This is a genomic window from Desulfosoma sp., assembly GCF_052743555.1.
The window spans coordinates 35625-60007 of sequence record NZ_JBRAHS010000011.1 but is presented as its reverse complement, the minus strand read 5'-3'; the positions used below and the strand labels follow the sequence as shown (position 1 = coordinate 60007).

The following is a 24383-nucleotide window of genomic DNA, read 5'->3' as shown; positions in this document are numbered from 1 at the left end:
AGCCGCTTCATGGTTTTTCACCTACGTGCTCTTGGCTTTGATCTCTTTAATCAACATCCGCGTCCTGAAGCATCTGTTCCATACAAGGAAGCCTCCACACATTCTGCCGCCGCGGCCAATCCTTAAGGGATCACAGACCACACTCTCATCGAATGAGTGATTTATTGCCCAATGTGTCCCTTAAGGTCAAGAGAAAAATTGTGCATTTGCCGGCCCGCCTAAGGGGGTGGGCTCAAGCCCTGGCTTTCCGCTCCGGCCACATTGAGCGTCAACGAAAACACAGAGCCTTTGTCTTTCTCACTGGCGACTGTCAAGGTGCCGCCGTGTGCGCGCACCACCTTCTGGGCGATGGTCAAGCCCAGGCCCGTCCCTTGTTGAGCGCGAACGTCCCGATCTTGACAGCGATAGAATTGGTGGAAGATAAAGGGAATTTCCTTGGCATCGATGCCAACCCCCGTATCTTCAACGTCCACCACCACACAAGATCCTTGTCGGCGAGCCCGAATGCTCACGCGACCGCCCACGCGATTGCACTTGATGGCATTGGCCACCAGATTGCTCAAAGCCTCCCGCAAAGAATCGGCGTCGGCCTGAACCGGAGCGAGATCGGAAGGGATCTGCACTTCTGAGGCGACCCCTTTTTCCTTGGCCGCCCAATCCAAGCCTTTGAGGGCGGCTTCCACGCAGTCGGCCAAGCGGGTCGGCTGAAGCCTGCGGACAATGTCCCCTTCGCTAAGCCGACTCATGTCCAACCAGTCGTTGATGAGCTGCATGAGGGATTCCAAGCGTTCTTTGGCACGGCTGAGCATTTCCCTCTGGGCTTCGGCCAAATCGCCTCCGATGCCCCCAAGGAGGACTTCGAAATATTGCAAAATGGCCGCCAAGGGTAAGCGAAGCTGATGCGTGACCATGGTCACGCGCTCCATGGCCTCCTTTTCTTCCCTCAGGGCTCGAGATTCCAGGTCCAGACGCCGCTTTTCCAAGCCCCGGTGCACGACAATCAGGAGCTCCTCGGGCGTGAAGGGCTTGGGCAAGTAATCGTAGGCCCCTTCCTTCACCGCCGCCACGGCGCTTTCGATGGTGGCATATCCGGTGATGAGCACCGTGACGATGCTGGAGTCGATGTCGCGAATGCGCCGCACCACTTCGACACCGTCCATCTCGGGCATCTTTAGATCGACCAAGACGAGGTTGCAAGGCTCACACAGGAGCTTTTCCAGGCCTTCGCGGCCGCTGGAGGCCAGGGTCACCTGCATGCCTTCTCGAGCCAACACGCGCCGGCACGAGACCCGGGCGATTTCCTCATCATCGATCACCAGAATCCTTGGAACATCCACGGCAACGCGCCCTTATGGATTGTCCTCAGTGCACTGAAAAAAGCTCGTCCGGCTCTGTCAAGCCCGCTCACGGCAGTTGCCAGCTTGTCGCCGCATCCGCTGCACGCCAGGTTTCTCCACACCGCAGGAAGACGTGAGCGCACCACCCCGCGTGGAATGCCATACACCCTCTGGGGCTCAAGAAGAGCGGCGCCGCGCCAAAAGTTCCGCGACGCGATCCAGAAGCTCTTTGGGTTTAAAGGGCTTGTCCAGGTAGTCGTCGGGTTCGGGCAGGGACCCCACGTCTTCTGCATCGTCGAAAGTAAATCGGGACCCCGTATCCCCACGAACGCTGGACACCATGAGAATGGGAATGTGCTTGAAAGGCGAAAGGTGCGGGTCCGACCGCACGCTGCTCACCAGGCTGAAGCCTTCGAAGATGCTTTCCATCATGATGTCCAGAATAATGAGATCAGGCTTTTCCTCTTGAACCTTTCGAAGACCTTCCTTGCCGTCCTAGGCGATAACCACCTCATAGCCGTCGGCCAGCAAAATCATCTTTGTCGACTTGGCGAAATCTGCATCATCATCCACAATGAGAATTTTTGCCTTGGTCGCCATGAGCTCGTCCTCCAGCCTTTCAGGCCTCCTGCCTGGGGAAGGGTGGCACATGTACATGTACAATGATTCGCCAACTTACCGGATCGCCCCTTGTGTGTCAACGGCATATGGGCTATGGTGAGCCCGGCGGCGCTTAGTGGACCGTCGGCATCATGGGTCAAAAGAGGTAGAAGAAGTCCTCTTCCAAATCGAAGCGCAGCCTCTTGAGCATCAGGGCCACGTCCTTGGTTTTGCCGTCCCGAGTCATGAAGTAGTCTTCCAAGGTGGCCTTGACTTCAAAGCCCAGCTGGCGAAAGGCCCGCAGGCCAGTTGGTTTTCCACGAGCACTCTGGCTTGAGAAAGTACAAGTCTTGACGCGTGCCGATTTCGATGAGTTCCTTGATGAGAGACGACCCCAGACCCAACTGGCGATGATCCGCGCCCACCACCACATAGATTTCAGCCACATGCCTGTAGGCGCCGGCCATGCGGTTGAGCGAGGCCAGGCCGATGAGGCGCGTTTGCGGTTTGTTCCAGGCGGCCAGAGGAAGCACGCGGCGCAAATCGATTTGACGAATCCATGTGCCTACGGTGTGGGGATCCGGCACCTGATCTCGAAAGCTTTCCACCTCATGGTCGGGAATGTCGTGAAAAAAGCACGCACCGCCTCTTCGTCGTCTCGAACCAAGACCTTGAAGAGGACCGGCTCCCCATTGTTGAGAAGACTCTCTTTGGGCTTTGGGACTTCAAAGCGCATCATCCTTTCCATCCTCCAGCCTCTTGAGGGGGAATGTTCCGTGAGCCTCGTGCTGACAACGGCTTTGTCCACATCCCTTTCCTTTACTGGAAATCGTCGTGCCGCACAAGGTTCAATGCCGGCTGTAAGCACAGATCCTTGCAGCACCTTAAGGCCGCTCGGGTCCACAAGCATGTTCGACAATGGTTTGGCCACATCCATTTTTGCCAAAAATTTTCACCGATGGAGGAGCCCATGAACATCGGTTTTATCGGCGGTGGCAACATGGGAGAGGCCATCATACGGGGTTTGATTCAATCGGGCGTCGTGGCCTCGAATCGCATTCATGTGTACGACGTGGTTGCGCAGCGCATGGATTTTCTGGCTCAGACTTTCGCTGTCCTGAAAGCCGCATCGCTATCCCAGTGTGTCCGCACGTGCGATACGGTCGTTGTGGCGGTCAAACCGCAAAACATTCAGGAAGTGCTTGAGGAAATGGCCCCTGCCGCTGCCCATCGCCCCTTGGTGATCAGCATTGTGGCCGGCATTCCTCTCTTGCGGCTGGAAGCCGTTTTGCCTTCAGGAACTCCCGTGATTCGCGTCATGCCCAACACCCCGGCTCTCGTCCTTTCAGGAGCCAGTGCTTTGGCACGGGGTCAACACGCCGAAGACGCTCACGTGGAAACGGCCCTCAAGATTTTCCGTGCCGTCGGCATCGCCCACGAAGTGCCCGAAAAACTTCTTGACGCCGTCACGGGTCTGACGGGAAGCGGCCCTGCCTACGTGCTTTGTTTCCTGGAAGCCTTGATCGACGCAGGGGTGCTTATGGGACTGCCCCGCGCCATCGCTTCGGATCTCGTCATCCAGACCGTGCTGGGCACAGCGCTCATGGCCCAAAAGACCGCCAAACACCCGGCCGTGTTAAAGGACATGGTCACGTCCCCTGGAGGGACCACCATTCATGGATTGGAAGTCTTGGAGTCTCGAGGGTTTCGAGGCGCTGTTTTGGGAGCCGTGCGGGCCGCTACGGAGCGTTCCACGGCGCTGGGATTCTCACAGAGCGCATCGAAACTCGCCACCCCGGCTTAACAAGCTGAAAAAAAGCGGTCAACTCAAGGAGGCGGCATGAGGGCGTTTCTGCATCCGACGTCGGTTGTCCTTGTAGGGGTGACGCGCCAAACAGGGATCGGCGCTTACAACAATCTGGAAATGATGCGCCGTTACGGTTACAAGGGCCCCATTTTTGTGGTCCATCCTTCGGCTGAGGAAATCCTGGGCCATCCCTGCTACGCGTCGGTGGCCCATGTGCCGCAGGTGCCGGAATTGGCCGTGGTGTCGGTGGGTCGAGACCGCGTGTTACCAGTGGTTCAGGACTGTCTGCAAAAGGGCGTCAGGATCCTTGTGATCATCAGCCAAGGATTTGCCGATGCGGACGATAGAGGACGGGCGCTTCAGGAAGAGTTGGTGCGGCTGTGCCGTCAAGCCGGTGCTCGAGTGCTCGGCCCCAACACCATGGGTCTTCTCAATGCCTTCGACGGCTTCAGCACGGCTTTCATCGACATTCCTCGCGATCCCTGTCCTCCACCCCTGACCTTGGTGGCCTAATCGGGCGTCCTGCAAGTGGGCATCGAATCCTTTACAGGGCGTCTTGGTAAGGCCATCGACATCGGCAACGGCTGCGATGTGCACTTTGTGGACGCTTTAAGTTACTGCGCCGAGGATCCCCAGACGGAAGTCATCGTGTTGCACATGGAAGGCATGCAAAATGGCAGGCGTTTTCTGGAAATCGCCGAATCCGTCAGTGCAAAAAACCCATCATCGTGCTGAAAACAGGTCGAAGCCGAGCGGGCGCTCAAGCGGCCCTTTCCCACACGGGATCCCTCGTGGGGGAAGACGGTGTCTTTGATGCGGCGTTTCAAAGGGCGGGCCTTCTTCGCGTACCCAACATGGTGGCCTTGAAGGCCGTAGCCAAGGCTTTCTTACATTTTCGACCCATGGCCGGCTCCAACCTGGGGGTCCTCACCGCCACGGGAGCCTGCGGCATTATGACCGCCGACGCCTGTGAGGACTTCGGGCTGCAGCTTGCTCCGTTTCCCGAAGAGGCTCGAAGCCTTCTGGAAAACCCCAAAATTCCCTGGCACCGATTGGGTAATCCCGTCGACCTTTGGCCGTTGGGCATGGTGGGTGGGTCTTTCACGGAAGTGATGGAAAAGGCGGCCACGGCCCTCGTGGCTCGAAAAGACGTTCATGCCATTTTGGCCATTATTCCCCGCATGGCTTCTCCCCTGCACGCGAACTTGCACTATGCGGACGTCTTACGTCGCGTGCAAGAAAAAAACGAGCACCAAAAACCCCTGGCCTGTTGGGTTTACGGTGACGGCGCAGCGGAAGAAACCCTCCTCTTGGACCGCATTCCCGGAGTTGCCTGTTTTGCGAGCATCGATGAGGCCGTGATGGGACTCGCGGCCACGTACCGCTTTGACCAAAGAAGGCAACACGCCGCCATCAACGCTTCCGTGCCGCGCTCAACCAAAGCCGCGGTCTTCCAACACTCGACGATATCCTCCGCGCAAGACCATGAGGCGTGGGGCCATGGCCCGAGCAAAGGCCTGGAGGAGCGGATCAGCGCTCCTCACGCCGTGCTTCTGGGGGATGAAACCTAGGCGTGGCTTCGCCGCTTCGGTATCCCTACGACCTTGTCCACTGTCGCGGTCCATGCCGATGAAGCAGTCCGCTGGGCTGTAGAAAACGGTTTTCCTGTGGTGCTCAAAGTGCTCTCCCCACAATGGGCGCATAAATCCGATGCGGGTGGTGTGCAGATGGACCTCACGGATGCTGAGGCCGTCCGCCGTGCTTTTGAAGATCTTACGGGACGCTTTCGCGCCGCGACGTCCCAGGGGCAACTCCTGGGTATTCAGGTGCAAAAACAGATGAGCGGCTGGGAAATGCTTCTCGGCATCAAACGCGACCCACAGTTCGGCCCTGTGGTGGTTGTGGGCATGGGCGGCATTTATGCGGAGGTTTTTAAAGACATTCAGAGGGCTCTCGCCCCTGTGTCCATGGAAGAAGCCCGTTCAATGATCACCTCTCTGCGATTCTACCCCCTATTGCACGGTGTGCGGGGACGCCCATCTGCTGACCTGGAATCGCTCATCTGCGCTGTGGTACGCCTTTCCGAACTGGCATGGGCGCATCCGGAAATCCAAGAACTGGACATCAATCCCTTGTTCGTCGATGAGCAGGGATGCTGCGCCGTAGACTGCCGCATGGTGATCGGTTAGTATCTCAGCTGCAACGTCAGGGACATGCGGTGCCGAAATCTTTGTGGACGGTGCGGCCTTGCACGCCTGGTCGCGCTAGAGGCGGCAATTATTCCTGAAGCTTTTGGTGTGGAGCACGAAACAATGGTGGAAGTTTCCGAGTTAGCCCAAAGCCCGTTTCTTCAAGATATTCCGGAATCGGACATTCATCAGCTCGCTCGCATCGCCGTCATCACCAATTTCCATGAGGGTGCCCTTCTTTTCCAGGCAAACCACCCGGCACGTTCTTTGATCCTTTTGAAATCCGGGGCGGTTCTTTTGTGTTTTCCCAACGGCCGGGCCCTGGTGGTGCGTCAAAGCGGGCAGCTCTGGGCTGGTCCAGCCTGGTCAGCCCTTTGCATTACACCGCAACGGGCATTTGTTTGACGGACTCGGTGTTTTACGAGTTTCGAAATGCCGAACTCTTTGAGCTGTTTCGCATGAATACGGCGCTGGCTTCCAGAATCATGGTCAAAATTGAGGCGGTGATGCAGGAAAGAAAGCCTTATCGCACGCGGAAAGCGGCATGAAAGGGGAAGCTATGCGGGGACTGACGGCCATCACAGCCGCCAATGGATGGGTGATTACCTTTTCGGGACTCAGTATCGTCTTTGTGGGGCTTTGTGTCTTGGCTGCTTTTCTAACGTACTTGGAAAGACTTCTGGCATGGTGGGACATGCTTTCGGCAAAACTCAAAACATCATGGCACCCTGCGGAAATCCAGGAAACGCAACCCACGGCGAGAATTCCTCTCGAGAAGGCTTCGGCCCCGGCGCCCTTGCCTCGCGAAATATACCTGAAACACGAGGCGCTGGAAGTCTACCAGGCCTTTCAGCTTTTGAGCCAAAGGAAAGCTCCGGCCTTTTCCTTGCCCAAACTCCTCGAACAGGCGGAAAAACGAGGCGTTCATCGGCCTCACTATCACATGAACCAATTCTTGCTCCTCGGGCTATTTGAGGAACTTTCGGGCGAAGATCGAGGATTTTACCGGTGGGCGAAGGGCGTTGTGGTCCGACCCAAAGAAACGCCGCCGTCAGCAAGTTAAGCAGCCGACAGAGAAGGCGTTGCACCGTGATGTTTGGCTTCACCTTATCGTTGAACCGCACGATGCAATGGGGAGCTGCGGTGTGCGCCACACATCGAGAGCCACCGCCCTCACGGGCCGCTCGACGTTTTTTTCAGAATGCGGCCTGAGAACGCCTGTAACCGTGTGAAGAATTTCCGCGCCCAGGTACTGGCAGGTACGGCCTTTAAGCCCCATGTGCGGGCTGGCCAATTCCCTTCCCGACGCTTCGAGTGCGCAATCCCCTGGCATCGCTGGGACCAGCCCCTTTGTCGGCCCCGCGGAGCCGTAGGAGCATCATGGGAAGGCCTTCTTGGATGGTCTTTACGAAGCGTGCCCAGCGGAATAGGTTTTTTTCGCTTTGAGAAACGGGCATTTGGGAAGCGGTCCAATGAGGGGACCTTGGGCGGGAAAGCTTGCCTCATAGGAGCGCGTCCGAGAATGGCTCTTTGAGGCCATTTTCGTTATACTTTGTAGAAGCACCGCAAGGCGCCATAAGGCGTCGCGGCTTGCGGTGCTCCTGCCGAAAGTGTTCTTAGACACGCTCCTACATAGGCCATTTTTTGAGCGACTGCTGAAGATCTTGCGGCCCATGGAAGCAGATCATCAGAGGAGGGAAAAGAAAGGAACGCGACGCATGGAAACGATCCTGCGCTTTCTCGCCAACACCGGCTTTGGGCTCGTGGACTATCGCCATCTTCTCATGATTGTCGTGGGCTGTGCTTTCATTTACCTGGGTATTGCCAAACATTACGAACCCCTTTTGCTGGTTCCCATCGGCTTTGGCATCCTCATGGGCAATATTCCGGTCTTCAAGGGATTCGGCCTAGGCATCTATGAACCCGGCAGTGTGCTGAACTATCTTTACTTTGGCGTGCGCCAAAGCATCTATCCTCCACTGATTTTTCTAGGCATCGGCGCCATGACGGATTTTTCCACCATGCTGGCACGGCCCATTCTGATGCTTTTGGGCGCCGACGGCCCCACGGCCATCTTTCTGACCTCCAAGCTGGCCCCGGAACTGGTCGGCCCCATCGCCATTGCCGCTTATTCATACATGGCGCTCGTGCCGGTGATTCAACCGCCCATCATGAAGCTTTTGACCACCAAAGAGGAGCGGTTGATCCGCATGAGTGATCCCTGTACGGTGAGCAAGCGCGAAAAAGTGCTTTTCCCTATCATCGGCTTTCTTCTGTGCTGTTTTCTTGCTCCAGCCGCCCTGCCCTTGCTGGGCATGCTTTTCTTTGGGAACCTTCTCAAGGAATGCATGGTGGCCGACCGGCTTGCTCAAACCGCTCGCACGGCGCTCATTGACATCGTGACCATTGTCCTCGGTCTGACCGTGGGAGCCTCCACCCAAGCCGACGTTTTTTGACGGCAAAATCCGTGGGCATCTTTGTTCTCGGTACGGCCTCTTTTATGGTCGCCCCGGCCTCGGGAGTTCTTTTTGCCAAGCTCATGAACCTTTTCCTCAAAGACAAGATCAATCCGTTGGTGGGCGCGGCGGGCGTGTCGGCAGTCCCCGACTCCGCCCGCGTCGTCCAAATGGTAAGCAATCGGGAAGACCCGACCAATTATCTGTTGATGCACGCCATGGCCCCGAACATCTCCGGCGTGATCGGTTCGACCATTGCCGCGGGTGTCCTCTGGTCGTTTTTCGCCTAGGCCCAGTCACCGTGAAGGGAACGCACACACAGGGAGGTTGAGCCATGTTGATTCGAGAATGGATGTCTTCACCCGCCGTGACCATCGATCCGGACGAAACCATGCCCAAAGCGGTCAGCCTGATGAAAGACAAAGGCATGCGTCTTCTGCCTGTCCTCAAACACGGCCGGCTCGTGGGCGTCGTCAGCGAAACCGATATCAAAAGGGCTTCACCGTCCGATGCCACTTTGCTTGAAATTCACGAACTGCTCTATCTGCTGGCCCGCATCAAAGTGCAGGACATCATGAACAAGAACCCCGTGACGATTCCCGAGAACTTCACGGTGGAAGAAGGCGCAGAAAGGCTTTTGGAACACGGCATTTCCGGGGCCCCCGTGGTGGATAACCAAGGGAACGTCGTGGGGGTGATCACGCGCACCGACATCTTTAAGGTGCTCATATCCCTCAGCGGACTGCGGCATCGCGGTGTTCAGTTCGCCTTTGAGATCGAAGATCGGCCGGGATCCATGAAGGAACTCACCGACATCATTCGAGCCGCCGGCGGCCGCATTGCCAGCATCCTCGGCTCCTACGACCGAGCACCGAGCGGCAGCCGCCATGTGTACATACGAGCCTATGGTCTGGATCGCACAACCATCGAGGAACTCAAAGAAGCCTTAACGAAGAAAGCCAAGATGCTTTACATGGTGGACCACCGCGAAAACAGAAGAGAAATCTTCTTCTAACCTGCAGCCTCAACCCCAAAGGAGGCAGCTATACCCTTTCAGACGCCCCAAAAGGCCGTGCCCCTGATGCCTAACGTTGCGGACGGCCTCAAGGCCGTCCCTTTGAAAACTTGGTGCAGCCTCCAACTTTCTCGCGGAGGGACCGCGTCCTCGCGGTCCGCACATTCCCGGACGTATCGGCGTGCGTTTCTCCGATGCCACAGGGGCTCCTCGCGATTGCCCTTGAAGGGACCGGCACCGCCGGTCCTTCTGTTAGCGGACGGCCTCGAGGCCGTCACTTCGAAAGCCTGCAGCCGGAAAACCCGCAATGAGGACACAAGAAGCTTTCTTCACCATTTTGGGACACACTCCGACACCACCGGGGCGCGTCCCCGCCGCGGTGCCTGCGGAGGCCAGAGGGCGCGGGTGCAGGGCGCCCTCAAAGCCCGAGAAAAGCCTCTTTGACTTTTTGGTCTTCCAGCAACTCGCGCCCCTTGCCTTCCATGACGATGTGGCCGTTTTCCAAAACATAGGCGCGGTCGCACAGGGCCAGGGTCTGCTTAACGTTTTGTTCCACCATGAGAATGGTCATGCCCTTGCGATGAATTTCTTGAACCAGGCGAAAAATCTCCTGGGTCAGCCGAGGGGAAAGTCCAAGAGAAGGTTCGTCAAACAGCACCATGCGAGGCAGGGACATGAGGCCTCGAGCAATGGCGCACATCTGTTGCTCGCCGCCGGACAAGGTTCCGGCCATCTGAGCGGTGCGCTCTTTGAGGCGAGGAAAGAGCTCAAAGACCCATTCCAGGGTTTCCTTGCGCTTGGCCTTAGCCTCGCGGGTCAAAGCCCCCATTTCCAGATTTTCCAAAACGGACATTTCGGGAAAAAGCTGCCGACCCTCAGGAACGTGGGACAAACCGAACTGGATCACTTCGTAGGGTTGCAGATGATCCAGTCGCACGTTCTCAAAAAGAATCTTGCCGCGTTTGGGCCGAATCAAGCCGGAGATGGTTTTCATCAGCGTGGATTTGCCCGCACCGTTGGATCCCACCAGGACAACGAATTCATTGGCCTCCACATGAAAAGACACATCCCACAGCACCTGCACATCGCCGTAGGCGACATCCAATCGCTCCACCTGCAGCATGCCCACTAATCCTTTCCAAGATAAGCTTCAATGACCGCGGGGTCGTTGGCCACCTCCTCGGGGCGGCCCTCGGCGATGCGCTGCCCGTAGTTAATACATAAAACCCGATCACACAAACTCATGATCACCCGCATGATATGTTCCACAATGATGATGGTGACGCCCGAGTCGCGAATCTTGCGGATCAATTGCACCCCATCGACCTGCTCCTGCGGCGTCAGTCCGGCCATGGTCTCGTCGAGAAGCAGCAACTTGGGGTCAGTGGCCAAGGCGCGCGCGATTTCCAGGCGCTTGCGGTCGCCTAGGGGAAGCCCCTTGGCCGAGGCGTCGCTTTTGTGAGCAATGCCGCAAAACTCCACAACCTCCATGGCCTTTTGCCGACTCTTGGATACCGATTCCGTATGGTTGAAGGCCGCCGTCATAACGTTTTCCAAAACCGTCATGCGTCGAAACGGCTTGACCACCTGAAAGGTTCGACCAATGCCCAGTTTGCAGATCTTCCAGGTGGGTAACCCGTTTAGGGGCTTCCCTTGAAAGTGAAGGTGCCCTGAGGTGATGGGGTAATAACCGTTAATAAGATTGAACACCGTGGTCTTGCCCGACCCGTTGGGGCCGATCAGCCCAAAGATTTCACCTTCTTGAACCTTAAAGCTCAGTTCGTTCACGGCCCGTAGGCCGCCGAAGTCCTTAGTAAGTTCAGTGGATTGAAAAATTGGCGTGCTCATGGACCCTTTCCTATGCTCACCGGAGCCGATGCGGCCTTTGAGGACCACAGGCGCCGAATCTTGTTCCAGTCGCCGACGATGCCGTTGGCCATGAAGAGGATCACGAAGATGACCAGCAATCCAAAGACGAGGACATGGAGTTCGCTGACCCATCGGGGAGCCAGCCCAAAAAAGGAACTGCGGAATGTTTCCTGAAGCAACACCATGATGAATGCTCCCAAAGGCGGCCCCCACAGGGTGCCGACGCCCCCGATGATGCCGACCAGTATGGCCATGATGGAAATATGGTGCAGCGAAAAGACCACTTCCGGGTCGATGAACGCCATGTAGTTCATGTAAAAGGCTCCCGCCAACCCCGTGAAAAAGGAGCTGATGATCAGCGATAGACTTTTATACCGAAACGCGTTGACCCCCATGGACTCGGCCGCGTCCTGGTCCTCGCGAATGGCGATAAAATAATAGCCCCACTTGGAACGCATGACGGCATGAATGGCCCAGATACAGCCGAGGGCGATGAAAAGGGCCAGATAGTAATAGGGCAGTTTGCTACGAAAGGTTTGCATGAGCAAAATGCCCTGCATGCCTCCCGTAAAACTGCGCCACACCACCGCTAACAACCGAAAGATTTCACCCACGGCAATGGTGGCCAGCGCGAAGTAAGGCCCTCGCAGCCGAAAGCAGATCCAGCCGATAACGAAACCCAAAAGGGAGGCTACAGGGCCGCCAAAGGCCATGCCCCACCAGGCGGAAATGCCTAATTTTGTAGCGCACAAGCCGGCTGTGTAGGCCCCGAGGCCGAAGAAGATGGCATGGCCGAAAGAAACCTGCCCCGTAAAGCCGGCCAGAAGGTTCCACGAGGAACCGATCACCACCCAGATCAAGGCCAAAATAATCACGTGCTGATAATAGTCTGAACGCACGATCAAGGGAAAAAGAAGGGACGCCGCCACGATGGCGGCCACGTGCCACCGTATTGCCTTCATGCCGCCTCCGTGCCTTTCAAATCTTGGTCAGCCGCTTCAACCCACCGGGAAGAAAGATGAGGACCAACAAAAAGATGACCATCCCCACAGCGTCTTTCAGGGCCATGGACACGTAAGTGGCACCGAGGGATTCCGAGACCCCCAACACGACACCTCCCACAATGGCCCCGACGGTGCTGCCCAATCCTCCGAGAATGGTGATGACAAAGGCCTTTAAGGTAAAAGCTCCACCCAAGTCCGGAAAAAGGTAATAGATGGGGAGAAGCAATGTCCCCGCGGCGGCCACTAAAGCCGCGCCCAGTCCGTAGGTAAAGACCGTGATCCGGTCCGCGTTGACCCCCAAAAGCAGCGCCGCCTCCTTGTTCTGCGCCGTGGCTCGAACCGATTTACCTATATCGGTCTTGAGAAGAAAGACAAAAAGCCCGATGGTCAGCACAACAGCGATGCCAAATGCAATGCACATGGGCAGGTTAAAGGCGATGGATCCGGCATAAAGCGACATGGAAGTGTACGCCGGGCGTACCGATTTGTAGTCGGAATGGAAAATCATGCGCGCCACTTCCGTGAGCACCATACCAATCCCCACCGTCATGAGCACCTGATTTTCGGGGAGAATCGCCTCCACTTTGATCAGGGGATTCAGCAAGTAGCGCTGAATCAGAGCGCCGAGCACAAACAGAGCGGGCATGGTGATCAGGAGCGCCACGTAAGGATCCAGATGCGCATACTCGTACAGGACGTAAGTGATGTACATGGCCACCATCATGAGCTGGCCGTGGGCGAGGTTGATGATTTTCATCACGCCCATGATCAGGGTCATGCCGATGCCCACAAGAGCGTAAATGCCTCCCATCAAGATACCGGCGACAACGGTTTGTATCAACACACCCATAGAGTCTCATCCTTGCGGGTTGAGCCGCAGACAGTGACAGAGTCGTGCGGAGCGCTTCAGGGGCGCTCCGCATCGTTGCATTTACTTCCACTCAGCCTGCCAATCGATGGGATAAACATAGGGTTTGGTGGCTAGGTCCTTGGGCCAAACCAGCTCCAGGCGACCGTCAATCCACTGAACCAGATAGGTGGGAAGGCGGTTTTGGTTGGTTTTCTTGTCATAGGAGATGAATTTCACCGGGCCGAACACCGTCATCATGTCGGTTTCCGACAAAGCCTTGCGAATGTCGTCGGGGCCTGTAGATTTGGCCCGCTTCAGGGCATCGGCGATGACATAGGCGGCCGCATAGGCTTCGGCGCCGTGATATTCGGTATCTTTCTTATAGGTTTCGACAAACTTATTATAATAATCCATCGCCCCCGGGTACTGCAAAGTCTGGTACCACAAGGTTGCGGAAAAGACTTTTTCCGCCGCCTTTCCCGCATTCTTGGGGAATTCGGGCAAAGTGAAGCCCGCGCCTCCACCCACGAAAAGCTTCGGCTGAATCCGAAGCTCCATGGACTGGCGCATCAGTAACGCGGCATCCATCACATAGGAAATCATGTAAATAAGATCCGGATTCTTGTCTTTGACCTTGACGAGAATGGGCTTGAAGTCAACGCCACCATGCTCGTAGCCTTCCTCAACCACCACCTCCAGGCCGAGCCTTTCACAAATCTGTTTGAATTCCTTGGCTCCCGAACTGCCGAAGTTGGTGTTTTCATAAAGAATGGCAACGGTTTTCGGCTTGACCACCTCTGTGAGGAAGGACTCCAGCGCCTTGGGATATTCGCTGACGGGGGGGTTGAGACGAAAAACGTAGTCCCAATTTTGCTCGGTGATCTTGTCATCGGATCCCGTATTGACCAAGAAAGGCTTTCGATTCTGCTGCGCCACACCGGCGATGGCAAAGGTTTCCGAACTTCCATAGCCGCCGCCCAGCATGAGTACTTTGTCTTTGTTGATGAGCTTTTCCGCCGCCGACCGGGCCACTTCCGGGCGTCCTGTGTCGTCTTCATAAAGAAATTCCAACTTTTTGCCGTTGATGCCGCCCGCATCGTTGATTTCTTTGAGCGCCATATCAAAGGAAAGCTTTTCGATTTCGCCGAATTTGGCCTTCGCCCCCGTCAGGGGAAGTATGATCCCCACGCGAAGTGTATCCTGCGCCAGCACGGGCACAGTCCCCCAAGCGCTCAGCAAACCAAGACAAATCGCCACAGCCAACCACTTCCTCATGATGCCTCCTCCCGTTTTCATTGCTTATGCTGATCCCATGGCCACAATAATAAAACCGCACATTCTGCGAAAACGCACGCGATCACGAAGGTTCCACAAAAAAGAATGCAGGCGACTGTGCCGAAAAAGGACTGATGAGTGTTTCTGAGAGAGAACCGGCGTCTCTCCAGATGGCGCTCGTTCGAATCGGGCAGGGCAAGGTCCCGGTTCACCGGGTTCGATCCTATCCGCCATGGAGGAGTCTGTCAAGCATGGGAGGCATGCCTCGTATGCACCCTCAGTAGAAGATGGTTCGACACCGATGGTAAGGACGCCGTCGAAAGGGCGCCATCTGCCCCAAAGACCACAGCCAATGGTCCACGTGGACGCTGCGCACATGTGAACTTCCAACCTCATGAAAAGCTTTTTTCAACTTTTCCACAGCCACGATGGTCACGGCGCGAATCTCAATCTCCTCTCGACTTCCGGAAGAAAGCACGCTCCGAGCATCAATCCGTTCCTCAAGGTCTCTGTGGTAAGCAAGAATTTCCAGCTCGCGAAGCACCTGAGGGAGTTTATAATCCGCAAAGGCCGTCAGGCGATCCACGTCCACAAAACGCCCCGGCCCTTGACCTTCAAAGGCTCCGTGCAAATCGGCCGCAAAAATCTGTGCCCGTTTCCAAAAGTAGACCGGTTGTGCATCCAAAGAGCATTGATCGCGAAAGCTTGAAAAATCTTGTGCCAACCTGGCCGCCAGCCGGCAGGCCGACCCGTCGGCCCACCGAATGAGGTTCATGACATCCCCGCCCCATTTTTCCATGAGCACCCGCCCGGCTTCCTGAAGGTTTTCCAACCGAGCCGCCAGCAGAGGAATCCGCCCACGACCGGCAAGAATGCTTTCCAAGTCTTCTAAGGTCAGCGTTCGTAGGTACCATGCCTGAGTGAGAGGAACCCCTCTGACGTAGGCCTTTTTCAGGGCTGCCGCCAAGCCGCAGTAACCCGAATACAGCGTGCCTTCGAGGTCCACTTCCCACAAGGGCTCATGGGGGTCCGGCCAGAAACAGTGGTTGAGCACATCCAGAACGAAAATCCAGCGGGCCGTCTCTTCCGTTCCATCCCAGAAATGGTAGGGCTCTTTCCACGATGGAAGCTGCCGCAGAAGATGCCCCCAGGTCTGGACGGCGGGCGTCACAGCTTCTTCATTGAGCGTCACAAAGCGTGCCCGCGCCGCAACCCTTTGGGCCGATGCCAACACAGGAAAATCTGACACTTGATCGCCTCCTTTTGCCTTTTTTCACCTCGCGGCGCCCGTTTCGAACAACGCGTTCTCTTGGACGCCCGATCTTCTCTTTAACCAATCCATCAAAAATGTTCGGTCGTTTCTCGACGGATCCTGGAGCACCATGTGAAACGCTTCGGTGAGGATCTCGCCCACTTTCGGGCCTTGAGGAACGCCGGTCACCGCCATGACGTCCCGGCCGTTAATGGCGAGAGCCTGGCGTGTTAAGGGCGGTTTTTCTTCCACAATGCGCCGCATCCGCACGCGCAGCCTTTCCACGGCCTCTAAAGACGGCTCATCAATGCCGTGCGCCAGCCGATCGGCTCGAAGGAGATCCAGCAGGTCCTCGAGAAGTGGTTCGCCCACGCGATGAATGAGCCTCCTCACAGCACCGTCCCTCCACGCATCTGTGGAATGCACCATGTGGTTTGCCACCAAAGTCACGACCTCCTCAGTGAGGCGCTTGGGGGCGAGCCACCGGCCGAGAATTTCCGAAGACATTTGAGCGCTGCGTTTTTCGTGGCCGTAAAACCGGAAAATTCCCCGAATTTTTTGACGAACCCGCGGCTTGCTGATGTCGTGTAAAAGGGCGGCCAGGCGCACGCGAAGTCGCGCAGGGCTGTAATGGACACTCAGCAGCGTGTGACGATAAATGTCATGACGGTGATAATGGTTCTGCTTTTTTCGCCACCCTTCCAACAATTCGGGAAGAAAAACGGCCATCAACCCGGAGCGGCGGCACAGATCCAAGCTCGCCATCACATGAGGTCCTGAGAGTAGTTTCCAAATTTCCTCGCGTATTCTTTCCATGGCCGCTCGACCCAGCCACGGGGCCGCCTGGCGCATCGCCGCTTCGGTCTTCGGGCTCACCCTGAAACCATAGCGGCTCACCATTCGAGCCGCCCGAAGGGGCCGCAGAGGATCCTCCCGGAATCGCTCCAAAGGATCCACTACGCCACGAAGCCTGCCTGCAACCAGGTCCTGAAGACCGCCAAAAGGGTCCAAAAGAGCGCCGTCGGGATAGCCCACAGCCACGGCATTGATCGTAAAATCGCGTCGCTCAAGGTCCTTGCGCAGGCCTTCCTGGCCGTTGAACGCCCAGGTAGTGATTTCCACAGGGCCGTCCGGTGTGACGGCCAGCAACGTTCCGTGACTCAACCCAAAAGTCACCATGCGGTACGGAGGGCTCAGGGCCTTGAGGACCGCCTCCGGCGGGGCGTCCGTGGAAAAATCCCAGTCTGCGGGTGTTACGCCCAGCAGGTGATCCCGCACCGCTCCGCCCACCAGCCACACTGCATAGCCCCTTTGCTTGAGGCGCCGAGCCACATCCATCACGGAGGCGGGCATTTGACTAAAGATCTTGTCCAGAATCTTCCCCTTCATGAAATTTTCCTTGATCTCCATTTTTTTTGCCTATATTAGAATCCCTGTCGGTGGTGCACAAGCGCACATAAAGGGACGGAGGATGTTGTGGACGCCATTCAAGTGATGGAAGAAGCCAATCGCATCATCGAGGATTTTCCCCTGCATCAGTACGTACTCTATGTGATGCTTTTCTTGCTGGAAATCGGCATTGCCTTTTGGATTGCGCTGAGTTTGTGAGTGTCGGCCGGACGCTCCGTGGCAGCGGCGTTCGGGTCCATTGAACATGAATTGAGGCATCGGCAATATGGCGCAAAATCTTTGGCGCGCACTTCGCCTTTTGTTGTTGCTTAGCGGCGGGGCCCAGGTGAGGGAACCCTTCGTCTTCCGTGTGCGCCGAAGGTGACGCATTGCTTAAGGACAGGACGTGAAGGCCATGGGTTCCCCCCATGGCCTTTTGTATTTGCCGTGAAAGGAGGTGATGGACATGGGACTTGGCGGTCCAGTGGGTTTGGATGACGAGGTCGGCCCCCTTAGAGATGTGAACGCCATCGAAAAGTTTCAACGGACACCTTTAGGAAAGAAAGGATTTTCTTATGAGCCGCAAAATCTATGTGTTCGACACCACTCTGCGGGACGGCGAACAGGTCCCGGGAGCCAAACTCAACCGGCGCCAAAAACTGGAGATCGCCGAACAGCTGGCCAAACTGGGTGTGGATATTATCGAGGCGGGCTTTCCCTGCTCTTCACCGGAAGATCTGAAAGCCGTGCAGACCGTGGCGGAACAAGTCAAGGGGCCGGTGATTGCCGCCCTGGCCCGCGCCGTTCCATCGGACATTGACCTGGCCTGGGAAGCCGTCCAGAAGGCCGAGCGCCCCAGAATTCACGTTTTTCTTCCATCTTCAGACATTCATCTGCAAAAGAAGCTTCGACGCGACCGGGAAAGCGCTTTGCAGCAGGCCGTGGAAGCGGTCAAATACGCCAAGAAGTACTGCGAGGACGTGGAATATTCCACGGAAGACGCTTCTCGAAGCGATTTCGACTACCTGTGCCGTGTCATTGAAGCGTGTATCAAAGCGGGAGCGACCGTCATCAATGTTCCGGACACAGTCGGTTACGCCATTCCCGAACAGTACGGCGAACTCATTCGTAGTCTTCGAGAGCGTGTTCCCGCGCTGGACAAAGTCATTTTGAGCGTTCATTGCCATAACGATCTGGGCTTGGCGGTGGCCAACAGCCTGGCGGCCATTCGAAACGGGGCCCAGCAGGTGGAATGCACCATCAACGGCGTGGGGGAACGCGCCGGAAACGCCTCTTTGGAAGAAATCGTCATGGCCTTGCGCACCCGTGAAGCTTTCTACAACGCCCACACGGATATTGTGACCACGGAAATCTACCGGACCAGCCGCATGGTGAGCCGTCTGATGAACATTCCCGTACAACCCAACAAGGCCATCGTGGGAGCCAACGCCTTTGCCCACTCTTCCGGTATTCATCAAGACGGCATTTTGAAGGATCGTTCCACCTACGAAATCATTCGCCCGGAAGACGTGGGCGTCAAAGCCCACAGCTTGGTGCTCACCGCCCGATCCGGACGGGCCGCCCTGCGCCACCGCCTTCAGGAATTGGGCTACAATCTCACCGAAGAGCAATTCGAACGCGTCCACAAACGCTTCCTCAACGTGGCCGACCGGAAAAAGGAAATCTCCGGGCAAGACCTCACCAGCATTGTGGAAGTCGAACTGACCGAGGTGCCGGAAACCTATACCTTTCACAGTCTCCAGATCATGAGCGGCAACACCATGCAGCCCTTGGCTTCCGTCACCTTGCTCAAGGAGGGCCGACAGATCACCGACGCCGCCACCGGCAACGGCCCGGTAAATGCCGTGTTCAACTGCATTGAACGGATCGTGGGTCAGGAAGGGAAACTTCTAGACTATGATCTCAAAGCCGTCACCACGGGTAAGGATGCTCTCGGCGAAGCCATGGTTCGCGTGGAAATCAACGGCACGGTCTATTCGGGCATCGGCACGAGTCCGGACGTCATCGAAGCCAGTGCGCGGGCGTACGTAAACGCTTTCAACCGCTTTTTTGCCAACGGCAACCTTTAGGGTCTTTGAAGGCGTCTCTTGGATGTTCTCGCTGACGGGGGTAGGAAAGCGCCACGAGAGGCAACAGGGGTTTGCCCCTCGTGGCGCCTCTTTAACACGGCGCCCAAATCACGTCGGATCAGCCTTCTTGGAGGGGCTGCTCACTAGAGCGTGTCCGAAAACTCAATTGTGACAATTGGCGCCCTTGCAATGTCAATAAGTTTCAAGGCTCCATCGGCCCCAGATCGGTATTGTCGGACAGGCTCCTCATAGGAGGTCGTCCGAGAATGGCTTTTCGGAGGCGTTTTCGTTTCATTCTGTAGAAGCGCCGCAAGGCGCAATTAGGCATGGCAGCTTGCGCCGCTCCTACGGTAAGGTGTTATCGGACGCGTTCCTCATCGCTACCTGTCCGAGAACCTGCGGACCGGCAGGCGCCGGTCCCTCCGCGGTGAATCGTGGGACGTGCCCTAGGTGTTTGAGGGACGCGCTCCCGCGCGTCCGTACATGTATGGATCGCAAAAACACGGCCCCTTCTGTGGTATCGGGGCCGTTACAAACGCCACGGGTAGGTATTCTCGGACACCCCTCCTAGACTCTGCGTCCAATGCCTGGAGGACGGAAACTCACCGGGACTTTTTCTCGATCGACCCTTCAGGAGCCGCCGGGGAATGCGGGGCCGCGTGCGCCGCTACGGGTTGCAGCATTTCGTGATATTCGACTTCGTAGATGTAGAGCATAACCATGGCAAAGGCCAGAATCAGGGGCCCGTAAATGATGCCGGCCAATCCGAACCATTGGACCCCTCCCAGAATGGCCAAAAAAATGTAAAAAGTGGACATGTCCGCTCGGCCTCGCATGAAAAACGGCCGCAAAAAATTGTCAATGGAACCCACCAGCACCACGCACCACAAGGTCAGAAACACGGCCGAAGTCACCTTACCGAGGATGACCAGATACACCACGGCGGGAACCCACACGAGAGCGGTGCCCACCACGGGAATAAAGGAGGTAAAGCCCATGAGTGTTCCCCAAAAGAGACCCGGAATCCCCACAAGCTTTAGCCCTATGCCGCCGGCAAGGCCCTGAGCCACGGCGGTCAAAAAACTCCCCAAGAGAGCCGAGCGCGCCACGGCGTGCATTTTTTGCAAAATGCGATCTTCTTGTTCTTCCCGCAGTGGAGAGAGCTTCTTGATGGCCTGAATCATGGCCTCACCATCCCGAAGCAAGTAAAAAGTAAAAAAGATCAGCATAAAGAATCGGGTCACCACCGTCGCTGCATCGCCCAGTAATGCCGCCCCCCGATTGATGAGAAACTGGCCGACATTCTTACTGATCGCCAGCAGATGGCCTTCCAGGTTCAACTTGGAGAAATCCACAAATGTCAAACGGGCCTGCAGCCACTGCATGCCCTGCAGCACTCTTGGATGATCGGCCAACTTCTGGAGATTGCCTTGGCGAATCCATTCCGTGACATGGCTTACGGAATCGATCCCTTGGGCCACAAGACTGGAAGCAAAAAAGATGAAGGGAATGGCAATGACGAAGGTCACCAACAGCACGGTGAGCAGGGCGGCCACATTGCGCCGTCCTCGCACCCATCGGCAAATGCGGGTCTGGACGGGGTTAAAGAGGCTGGCCAGTAGAATGGAAAACACAAGGGTATGCAAAAAGGGCCTGATGACCCCAAAAACCATGAAAAGGGAAAAAAACAGAAGCACCAACAAAAAGTAACGGTACTCGGCGCTCGGCCCTCCTTGGATGCCCCCATCTTTCTCCTTTTGCATACGTCACGCCTCACGTCATTTTTCGCATTTTCACGAAGCCCTCCGCATCACAGCAACCTTTGGGCCTTTTGCTTGTAGGTCTTGGCCAACTCTGGCTCGTTGAGCATTTCATAAAGGAACGACTGCAGAAGGTAAGTTTCCCGAAGTTCCTTGGGCTGGTTCGTCAGAAGAATTTCCGCTTTCTTGGCAAATTCCAGCGATCTCTTTGGAGCATTCTTTTGCAGCCAAACTTTGGCTAAGCCGAGAAAAGCCGAGCCGTTATACGCATCCACCTGAACCGCCTGTTCATAAAACCCCAAAGCTCCATCGGGGTCTCCTTTGGCCAAGGCCCGATCCCCTTCGTGCACAAGCTGTACGGAGGCGAGATATTGGGGAGATGGTTCCTTGGGCGGTTTTGCCGCAGGGGTCCCGCTGGGCGGCACCTGGGGCGTTTCGGGTAAGGTTTTTTCTTTGATGGACGCCGAGGGTGCGCTGGGCGTCGATGAAGCCGGAGCTGGCGTGGAGGGTGCCTGCACCGTGGGCGTCGAACCGGCCCATGGGCCGGGAAGGACCACAGGCCTTTTCGGAGTACAGCCCCAAAAGATCGCCAAGCCCACACACATCCAAAGCACACTCATGCGTCCCATCGTCCACTCCTGTGCCCCTTTTGAGGCGAAGCCCTTCCTGATCAACATCCCCGATGGACTTCTTTCAAAACTCTTTAATCCATCGGTGCCCCAAAATGCTTTGTCCTCAAGCAGGCCGTTTGAAAAGTCGTTTTCGCCCATTCGGTGTTGCGCAATTTCAGCTCGTTCAGGGTCTGGAGGGTCTAAAATTTGCCCTCTCAAAAAGGCTCCAGAGAGAAAGGCCTCTTGCCTGCCTTTTTAGCGAGCCAAAGGCCCGCGCTGTTCCTGACGGCTCCGAATCGGACCCCGTCCAGCATAGGAGCTTGCCCGAAAATGGCTTTTCGGGGCCGTTTTCCTCTCATTCTATAGGAGCGCCCCAAGGCGCGCTGAGGCTCGCGGCTTGCCCGCTCCTACTGAAGGCGTTCCCGGACAGGCTCCATAGGCACCTGCCCGAGAGGGCGAATTCTCGACCTAAGATGCCGTTTTCACGCACTAAAATGGTTAGACCGTGAATCAGGTCAGGCGAAAACGACTTCTTGGCCATGGTCCTCGCATAGCTTTTGCGGGTATCTCCAAAATCGTTGGATTTGGGCGTCGTTCCCGTTAACCCAATGGGACGTTACAAGCGTCGCCTTCATTTCGTCAATCCCCGTGCAGGTGGCAGGCACCGCTGGGCACTAGCTCTTCCAGGAAATAAACGGGTCGAGTCAAAGGACACTCCGCCGTGGCGGGCTGACCCGATTCCGTGCACACCAGCCGTTCCACCACCCCAGGCGGCACGGCAAAGGGTTGGGGAGAAATCCATGGATGAATGCTTTTCATGAAACGGGCCCAAAGGCGCAGAGCTCCCGTCGCTCCACTCAATCCCGTAGACCGATTGTCATCAAAACCCACCCAAACCAAAGCCAGCACATCGCTCGTATAGCCCACAAACCAGGAATCTTTATAATCGCTGGTGGTGCCCGTCTTGCCCGCACAGGGGAAAGTAATACCCAAGGTGGAAAGCTCTCGAGCCGTGCCTTCTTCCACCACGTTTTGGAGCATGCGGGTGATGAGAAACGCCTTGGCGGCACTGGTCACGGTCGTCATTTCCACGTGACGCCGTTCCAAGACCGTTCCCTTGGGGGTGACCACTTTGCGAATGGTCAACAGTTCGGGCCTCTGCCCTTCATTGGCCAGAGCCGCATAGGCCCCGGCCAACTCCAAAGGCGTTACCTCAAAGGCGCCCAAGGCCACGGAAGGGTACGGGTCAAGCCTGGAACGGAACCCCAGACGCCTTGCCGTCTGGACCACCTGCTCGAAACCGATCTGCGAGGCCATGTTGACGGTGGCGGCATTTAAGGAATGGGTCAGCGCCTCCTGAACCGTCACCATGCCACGGTATCGCCCGTCGTAGTTGCGCGGCGTCCACACCATGCCACCCACGTGATACACCTTGGGCACGTCCTCAAGGGGGCTGATGGGCGTGAATTGGTCCAAAGCGGTAAGATAGACGAAGGGTTTGAAGGCGGACCCCGGCTGCCGATGCGCCTGCAACGCTCGATTAAAGGTGCTCAGGGCATAATCCCGGCCACCGACCAGAGCCGTGAGGGCTCCCGTTTTGGGATGGACCACCACCATAGCCGCTTGAAGCCTTTCCGTGGGGTCTTCCACCTGAAGCCAAGGATGTTGCCTTTCCAACTCGGCCAGTCCTTCTTGAACAGCTTTTTCCGCTTCCCAAGCTATCTCCGGATGATAGGCGGTGTAGACGACTAAGCCTTCCGAAGCCAGGGTTTCTTTGGAATAGAGCGCCTCCAATTGGGCCTTGACCAGGTCGATGTAATAGGGTGCCACAGTGCCGAAGGCCGCCCTCGGTGCCGTTCGAATGGGTTCCGACTGGGCTTGTTGGTAGACCTGGGCCGTGATGAACTCAAGGTCCCGCATCCGTTGCAACACGAGGTTGCGCCGCTCCCGACACAGATCCAGGTTCTTGTAAGGCGAGTAACGATTGGGCGCTTGAATCATTCCAGCCAGCACCGTCGACTCCCCCAAGCTCAGGTCTTCCACATTTCGACCAAAGTAGAACTGTGCGGCCTCTCCGACACCGTGAATGGCCATGCTTCGCCACTGTCCCAGGTAGATTTCATTCAGGTACATTTCCAAAATAGCTTCTTTGGAATACTTTGCTTCCAGCACCAGGGCCATGGCGGCCTCCAGAAGCTTTCTCTTGACCGTTCTCTCCGGCTCCAAAAAATAGTTCTTCACCAGCTGCTGAGTGATGGTAGACCCTCCCTGGACGATGCGTCCGGCCATGAGGTCCGTCCACAAGGCTCGGGCGATCCCCCAGGCATCGATGCCGCGATGTTCGAAAAACCGTCGGTCTTCAATGGCGATGACGGCCTTGATCAAGTGGTCCGGCACCTCTTTGAGCCGAACCAGCAAGCGGCTTTCCCTTTTTTCACCGAAAAGACGCGCCAGCACTACAGGCTCCACCTCCACATAAGGGCGGCTCGCCCCGGACTCTTCAAGACTCAGCACCCGGTCTCCCTGAAAGCGCACGAGCACCTGTCGAGCTTTCAAGGTCGTGCCCGGATAGAAAAAATCTCGAAAATGAACGCGAATGGCATCGCGGGCGCGCACATATTCGCCAGGACTTGGCATGGAAGCGGCGCTCATCCGGTAGCCTCGAGCCGCCAGCACCTCTTCGAACCGGGCCGCGCTCAGAGGCATGCCGGGGTAAATCATCAATGATTGGCTCAACACTACCGCCGGCACACTCCACAACCGTCCCGCAAATCGCTCTTCAATGGCCCGAGACAAATAGACATAGCCCGCGAAGACCGCCGCAGCACAGAAAATGCCCAACGCCAGGCCAAATCCCACAAGGCTGCGTATCCAAGACC

The 24383-nt window shown here is 56.6% G+C and carries 20 protein-coding genes and 4 pseudogenes; 11 read left to right on the top strand and 13 right to left on the bottom strand.

What is annotated here, in order from left to right; translation table 11 throughout:
* Nucleotides 1–218: 218 nt before the first annotated feature.
* From ACUVSA_RS08700 to ACUVSA_RS08690, 3 genes and pseudogenes are all read right to left on the bottom strand, one after another.
* Nucleotides 219–1337 (bottom strand): ATP-binding response regulator, encoded by a 1119-nt coding sequence (locus tag ACUVSA_RS08700; protein WP_445894508.1) that lies wholly within the window; start codon nt 1335–1337, stop codon nt 219–221.
* Nucleotides 1338–1514: 177 nt separating this feature from the next.
* A pseudogene (locus ACUVSA_RS08695) lies at nt 1515–1820 on the bottom strand (response regulator transcription factor); the annotation flags it as partial.
* A 392-nt stretch (nt 1821–2212) separates the two neighbouring features.
* Nucleotides 2213–2545 (bottom strand): GNAT family N-acetyltransferase, encoded by a 333-nt coding sequence (locus tag ACUVSA_RS08690; protein ID WP_445894507.1) that lies wholly within the window; start codon nt 2543–2545, stop codon nt 2213–2215.
* Nucleotides 2546–2907: 362 nt separating this feature from the next.
* Between ACUVSA_RS08690 and proC the strand changes: the two genes are divergently transcribed.
* The 9 genes and pseudogenes from proC to ACUVSA_RS08645 all read left to right on the top strand — a co-directional run bounded on the left by proC (nt 2908) and on the right by ACUVSA_RS08645 (nt 9404).
* Nucleotides 2908–3741, top strand: a complete 834-nt coding sequence (gene proC, locus ACUVSA_RS08685) for a pyrroline-5-carboxylate reductase (RefSeq protein WP_445894506.1) — start codon at nt 2908–2910, stop codon at nt 3739–3741.
* Between the two features lie 36 nt (nt 3742–3777).
* A complete protein-coding gene (locus ACUVSA_RS08680) occupies nt 3778–4257 on the top strand; it encodes a CoA-binding protein (RefSeq protein ID WP_445894505.1) in 480 nt (159 codons plus the stop codon).
* A 15-nt stretch (nt 4258–4272) separates the two neighbouring features.
* Nucleotides 4273–5315 (top strand): annotated as a pseudogene (locus ACUVSA_RS08675) (hypothetical protein).
* A gap of 18 nt (nt 5316–5333) precedes the next feature.
* Nucleotides 5334–5933 (top strand): annotated as a pseudogene (locus ACUVSA_RS08670) (acetate--CoA ligase family protein); the annotation flags it as partial.
* Nucleotides 5934–6056: 123 nt separating this feature from the next.
* The gene (locus tag ACUVSA_RS08665) at nt 6057–6338 is read left to right on the top strand and encodes a hypothetical protein (protein ID WP_445894504.1); all 282 of its coding nucleotides are present in this window, start codon (nt 6057–6059) and stop codon (nt 6336–6338) included.
* Nucleotides 6335–6481, top strand: coding sequence for a hypothetical protein (locus tag ACUVSA_RS08660; protein ID WP_445894503.1), 147 nt, complete (start codon nt 6335–6337; stop codon nt 6479–6481). Before ACUVSA_RS08665 ends, ACUVSA_RS08660 begins: the two co-directional genes overlap by 4 nt.
* Nucleotides 6478–6996 carry a hypothetical protein gene (locus ACUVSA_RS08655; protein ID WP_445892269.1) on the top strand — a complete coding sequence of 173 codons (519 nt, stop codon included), beginning with the start codon at nt 6478–6480 and terminating at the stop codon, nt 6994–6996. The genes ACUVSA_RS08660 and ACUVSA_RS08655 overlap by 4 nt, the downstream gene beginning before the upstream one ends.
* A 655-nt stretch (nt 6997–7651) precedes the next feature.
* Nucleotides 7652–8679: pseudogene (locus ACUVSA_RS08650) on the top strand (sodium ion-translocating decarboxylase subunit beta).
* A 44-nt stretch (nt 8680–8723) separates the two neighbouring features.
* Nucleotides 8724–9404, top strand: a complete 681-nt coding sequence (locus ACUVSA_RS08645; RefSeq protein ID WP_445894502.1) for a CBS and ACT domain-containing protein — start codon at nt 8724–8726, stop codon at nt 9402–9404.
* Nucleotides 9405–9822: 418 nt separating this feature from the next.
* On the opposite strand, the gene ACUVSA_RS08640 is transcribed toward ACUVSA_RS08645, so the two are convergent.
* From ACUVSA_RS08640 to ACUVSA_RS08610, 7 genes are all read right to left on the bottom strand, one after another.
* Nucleotides 9823–10527, bottom strand: coding sequence for an ABC transporter ATP-binding protein (locus ACUVSA_RS08640; protein WP_445892266.1), 705 nt, complete (start codon nt 10525–10527; stop codon nt 9823–9825).
* Nucleotides 10528–10532: 5 nt separating this feature from the next.
* A complete protein-coding gene (locus ACUVSA_RS08635; protein ID WP_445894501.1) occupies nt 10533–11252 on the bottom strand; it encodes an ABC transporter ATP-binding protein in 720 nt (239 codons plus the stop codon).
* Complete coding sequence (locus ACUVSA_RS08630) at nt 11249–12235, bottom strand: branched-chain amino acid ABC transporter permease (RefSeq protein ID WP_445892264.1); 987 nt, start codon at nt 12233–12235, stop codon at nt 11249–11251. Before ACUVSA_RS08630 ends, ACUVSA_RS08635 begins: the two co-directional genes overlap by 4 nt.
* Before the next feature lie 16 nt (nt 12236–12251).
* Nucleotides 12252–13127: a branched-chain amino acid ABC transporter permease gene (locus tag ACUVSA_RS08625; RefSeq protein WP_445892263.1), complete on the bottom strand. Its 876-nt coding sequence runs from the start codon at nt 13125–13127 to the stop codon at nt 12252–12254.
* Nucleotides 13128–13208: 81 nt separating this feature from the next.
* Nucleotides 13209–14402: an ABC transporter substrate-binding protein gene (locus tag ACUVSA_RS08620; RefSeq protein WP_445894500.1), complete on the bottom strand. Its 1194-nt coding sequence runs from the start codon at nt 14400–14402 to the stop codon at nt 13209–13211.
* Between the two features lie 277 nt (nt 14403–14679).
* Nucleotides 14680–15651 (bottom strand): queuosine 5'-phosphate N-glycosylase/hydrolase, encoded by a 972-nt coding sequence (locus ACUVSA_RS08615; protein WP_445894499.1) that lies wholly within the window; start codon nt 15649–15651, stop codon nt 14680–14682.
* 24 nt (nt 15652–15675) lie between these two features.
* On the bottom strand, nt 15676–17043 hold the full coding sequence (locus tag ACUVSA_RS08610; RefSeq protein ID WP_445894498.1) for a CCA tRNA nucleotidyltransferase: 1368 nt from the start codon (nt 17041–17043) through the stop codon (nt 15676–15678).
* A gap of 87 nt (nt 17044–17130) precedes the next feature.
* Here ACUVSA_RS08610 and ACUVSA_RS08605 point away from each other — a divergent pair, with 87 nt between their 5' ends.
* The gene (locus ACUVSA_RS08605; RefSeq protein WP_445892259.1) at nt 17131–17262 is read left to right on the top strand and encodes a hypothetical protein; all 132 of its coding nucleotides are present in this window, start codon (nt 17131–17133) and stop codon (nt 17260–17262) included.
* Nucleotides 17263–17618: 356 nt separating this feature from the next.
* Nucleotides 17619–19133, top strand: coding sequence for a 2-isopropylmalate synthase (locus tag ACUVSA_RS08600; protein ID WP_445894497.1), 1515 nt, complete (start codon nt 17619–17621; stop codon nt 19131–19133).
* A 602-nt stretch (nt 19134–19735) separates the two neighbouring features.
* On the opposite strand, the gene ACUVSA_RS08595 is transcribed toward ACUVSA_RS08600, so the two are convergent.
* The 3 genes from ACUVSA_RS08595 to ACUVSA_RS08585 form a co-directional block, all read right to left on the bottom strand.
* Nucleotides 19736–20896: an AI-2E family transporter gene (locus ACUVSA_RS08595; protein WP_445894496.1), complete on the bottom strand. Its 1161-nt coding sequence runs from the start codon at nt 20894–20896 to the stop codon at nt 19736–19738.
* 47 nt (nt 20897–20943) lie between these two features.
* Nucleotides 20944–21522, bottom strand: coding sequence for a tetratricopeptide repeat protein (locus ACUVSA_RS08590; protein ID WP_445894495.1), 579 nt, complete (start codon nt 21520–21522; stop codon nt 20944–20946).
* Between the two features lie 621 nt (nt 21523–22143).
* Nucleotides 22144–24363, bottom strand: coding sequence for a PBP1A family penicillin-binding protein (locus ACUVSA_RS08585; RefSeq protein WP_445894494.1), 2220 nt, complete (start codon nt 24361–24363; stop codon nt 22144–22146).
* Nucleotides 24364–24383: the final 20 nt, after the last annotated feature.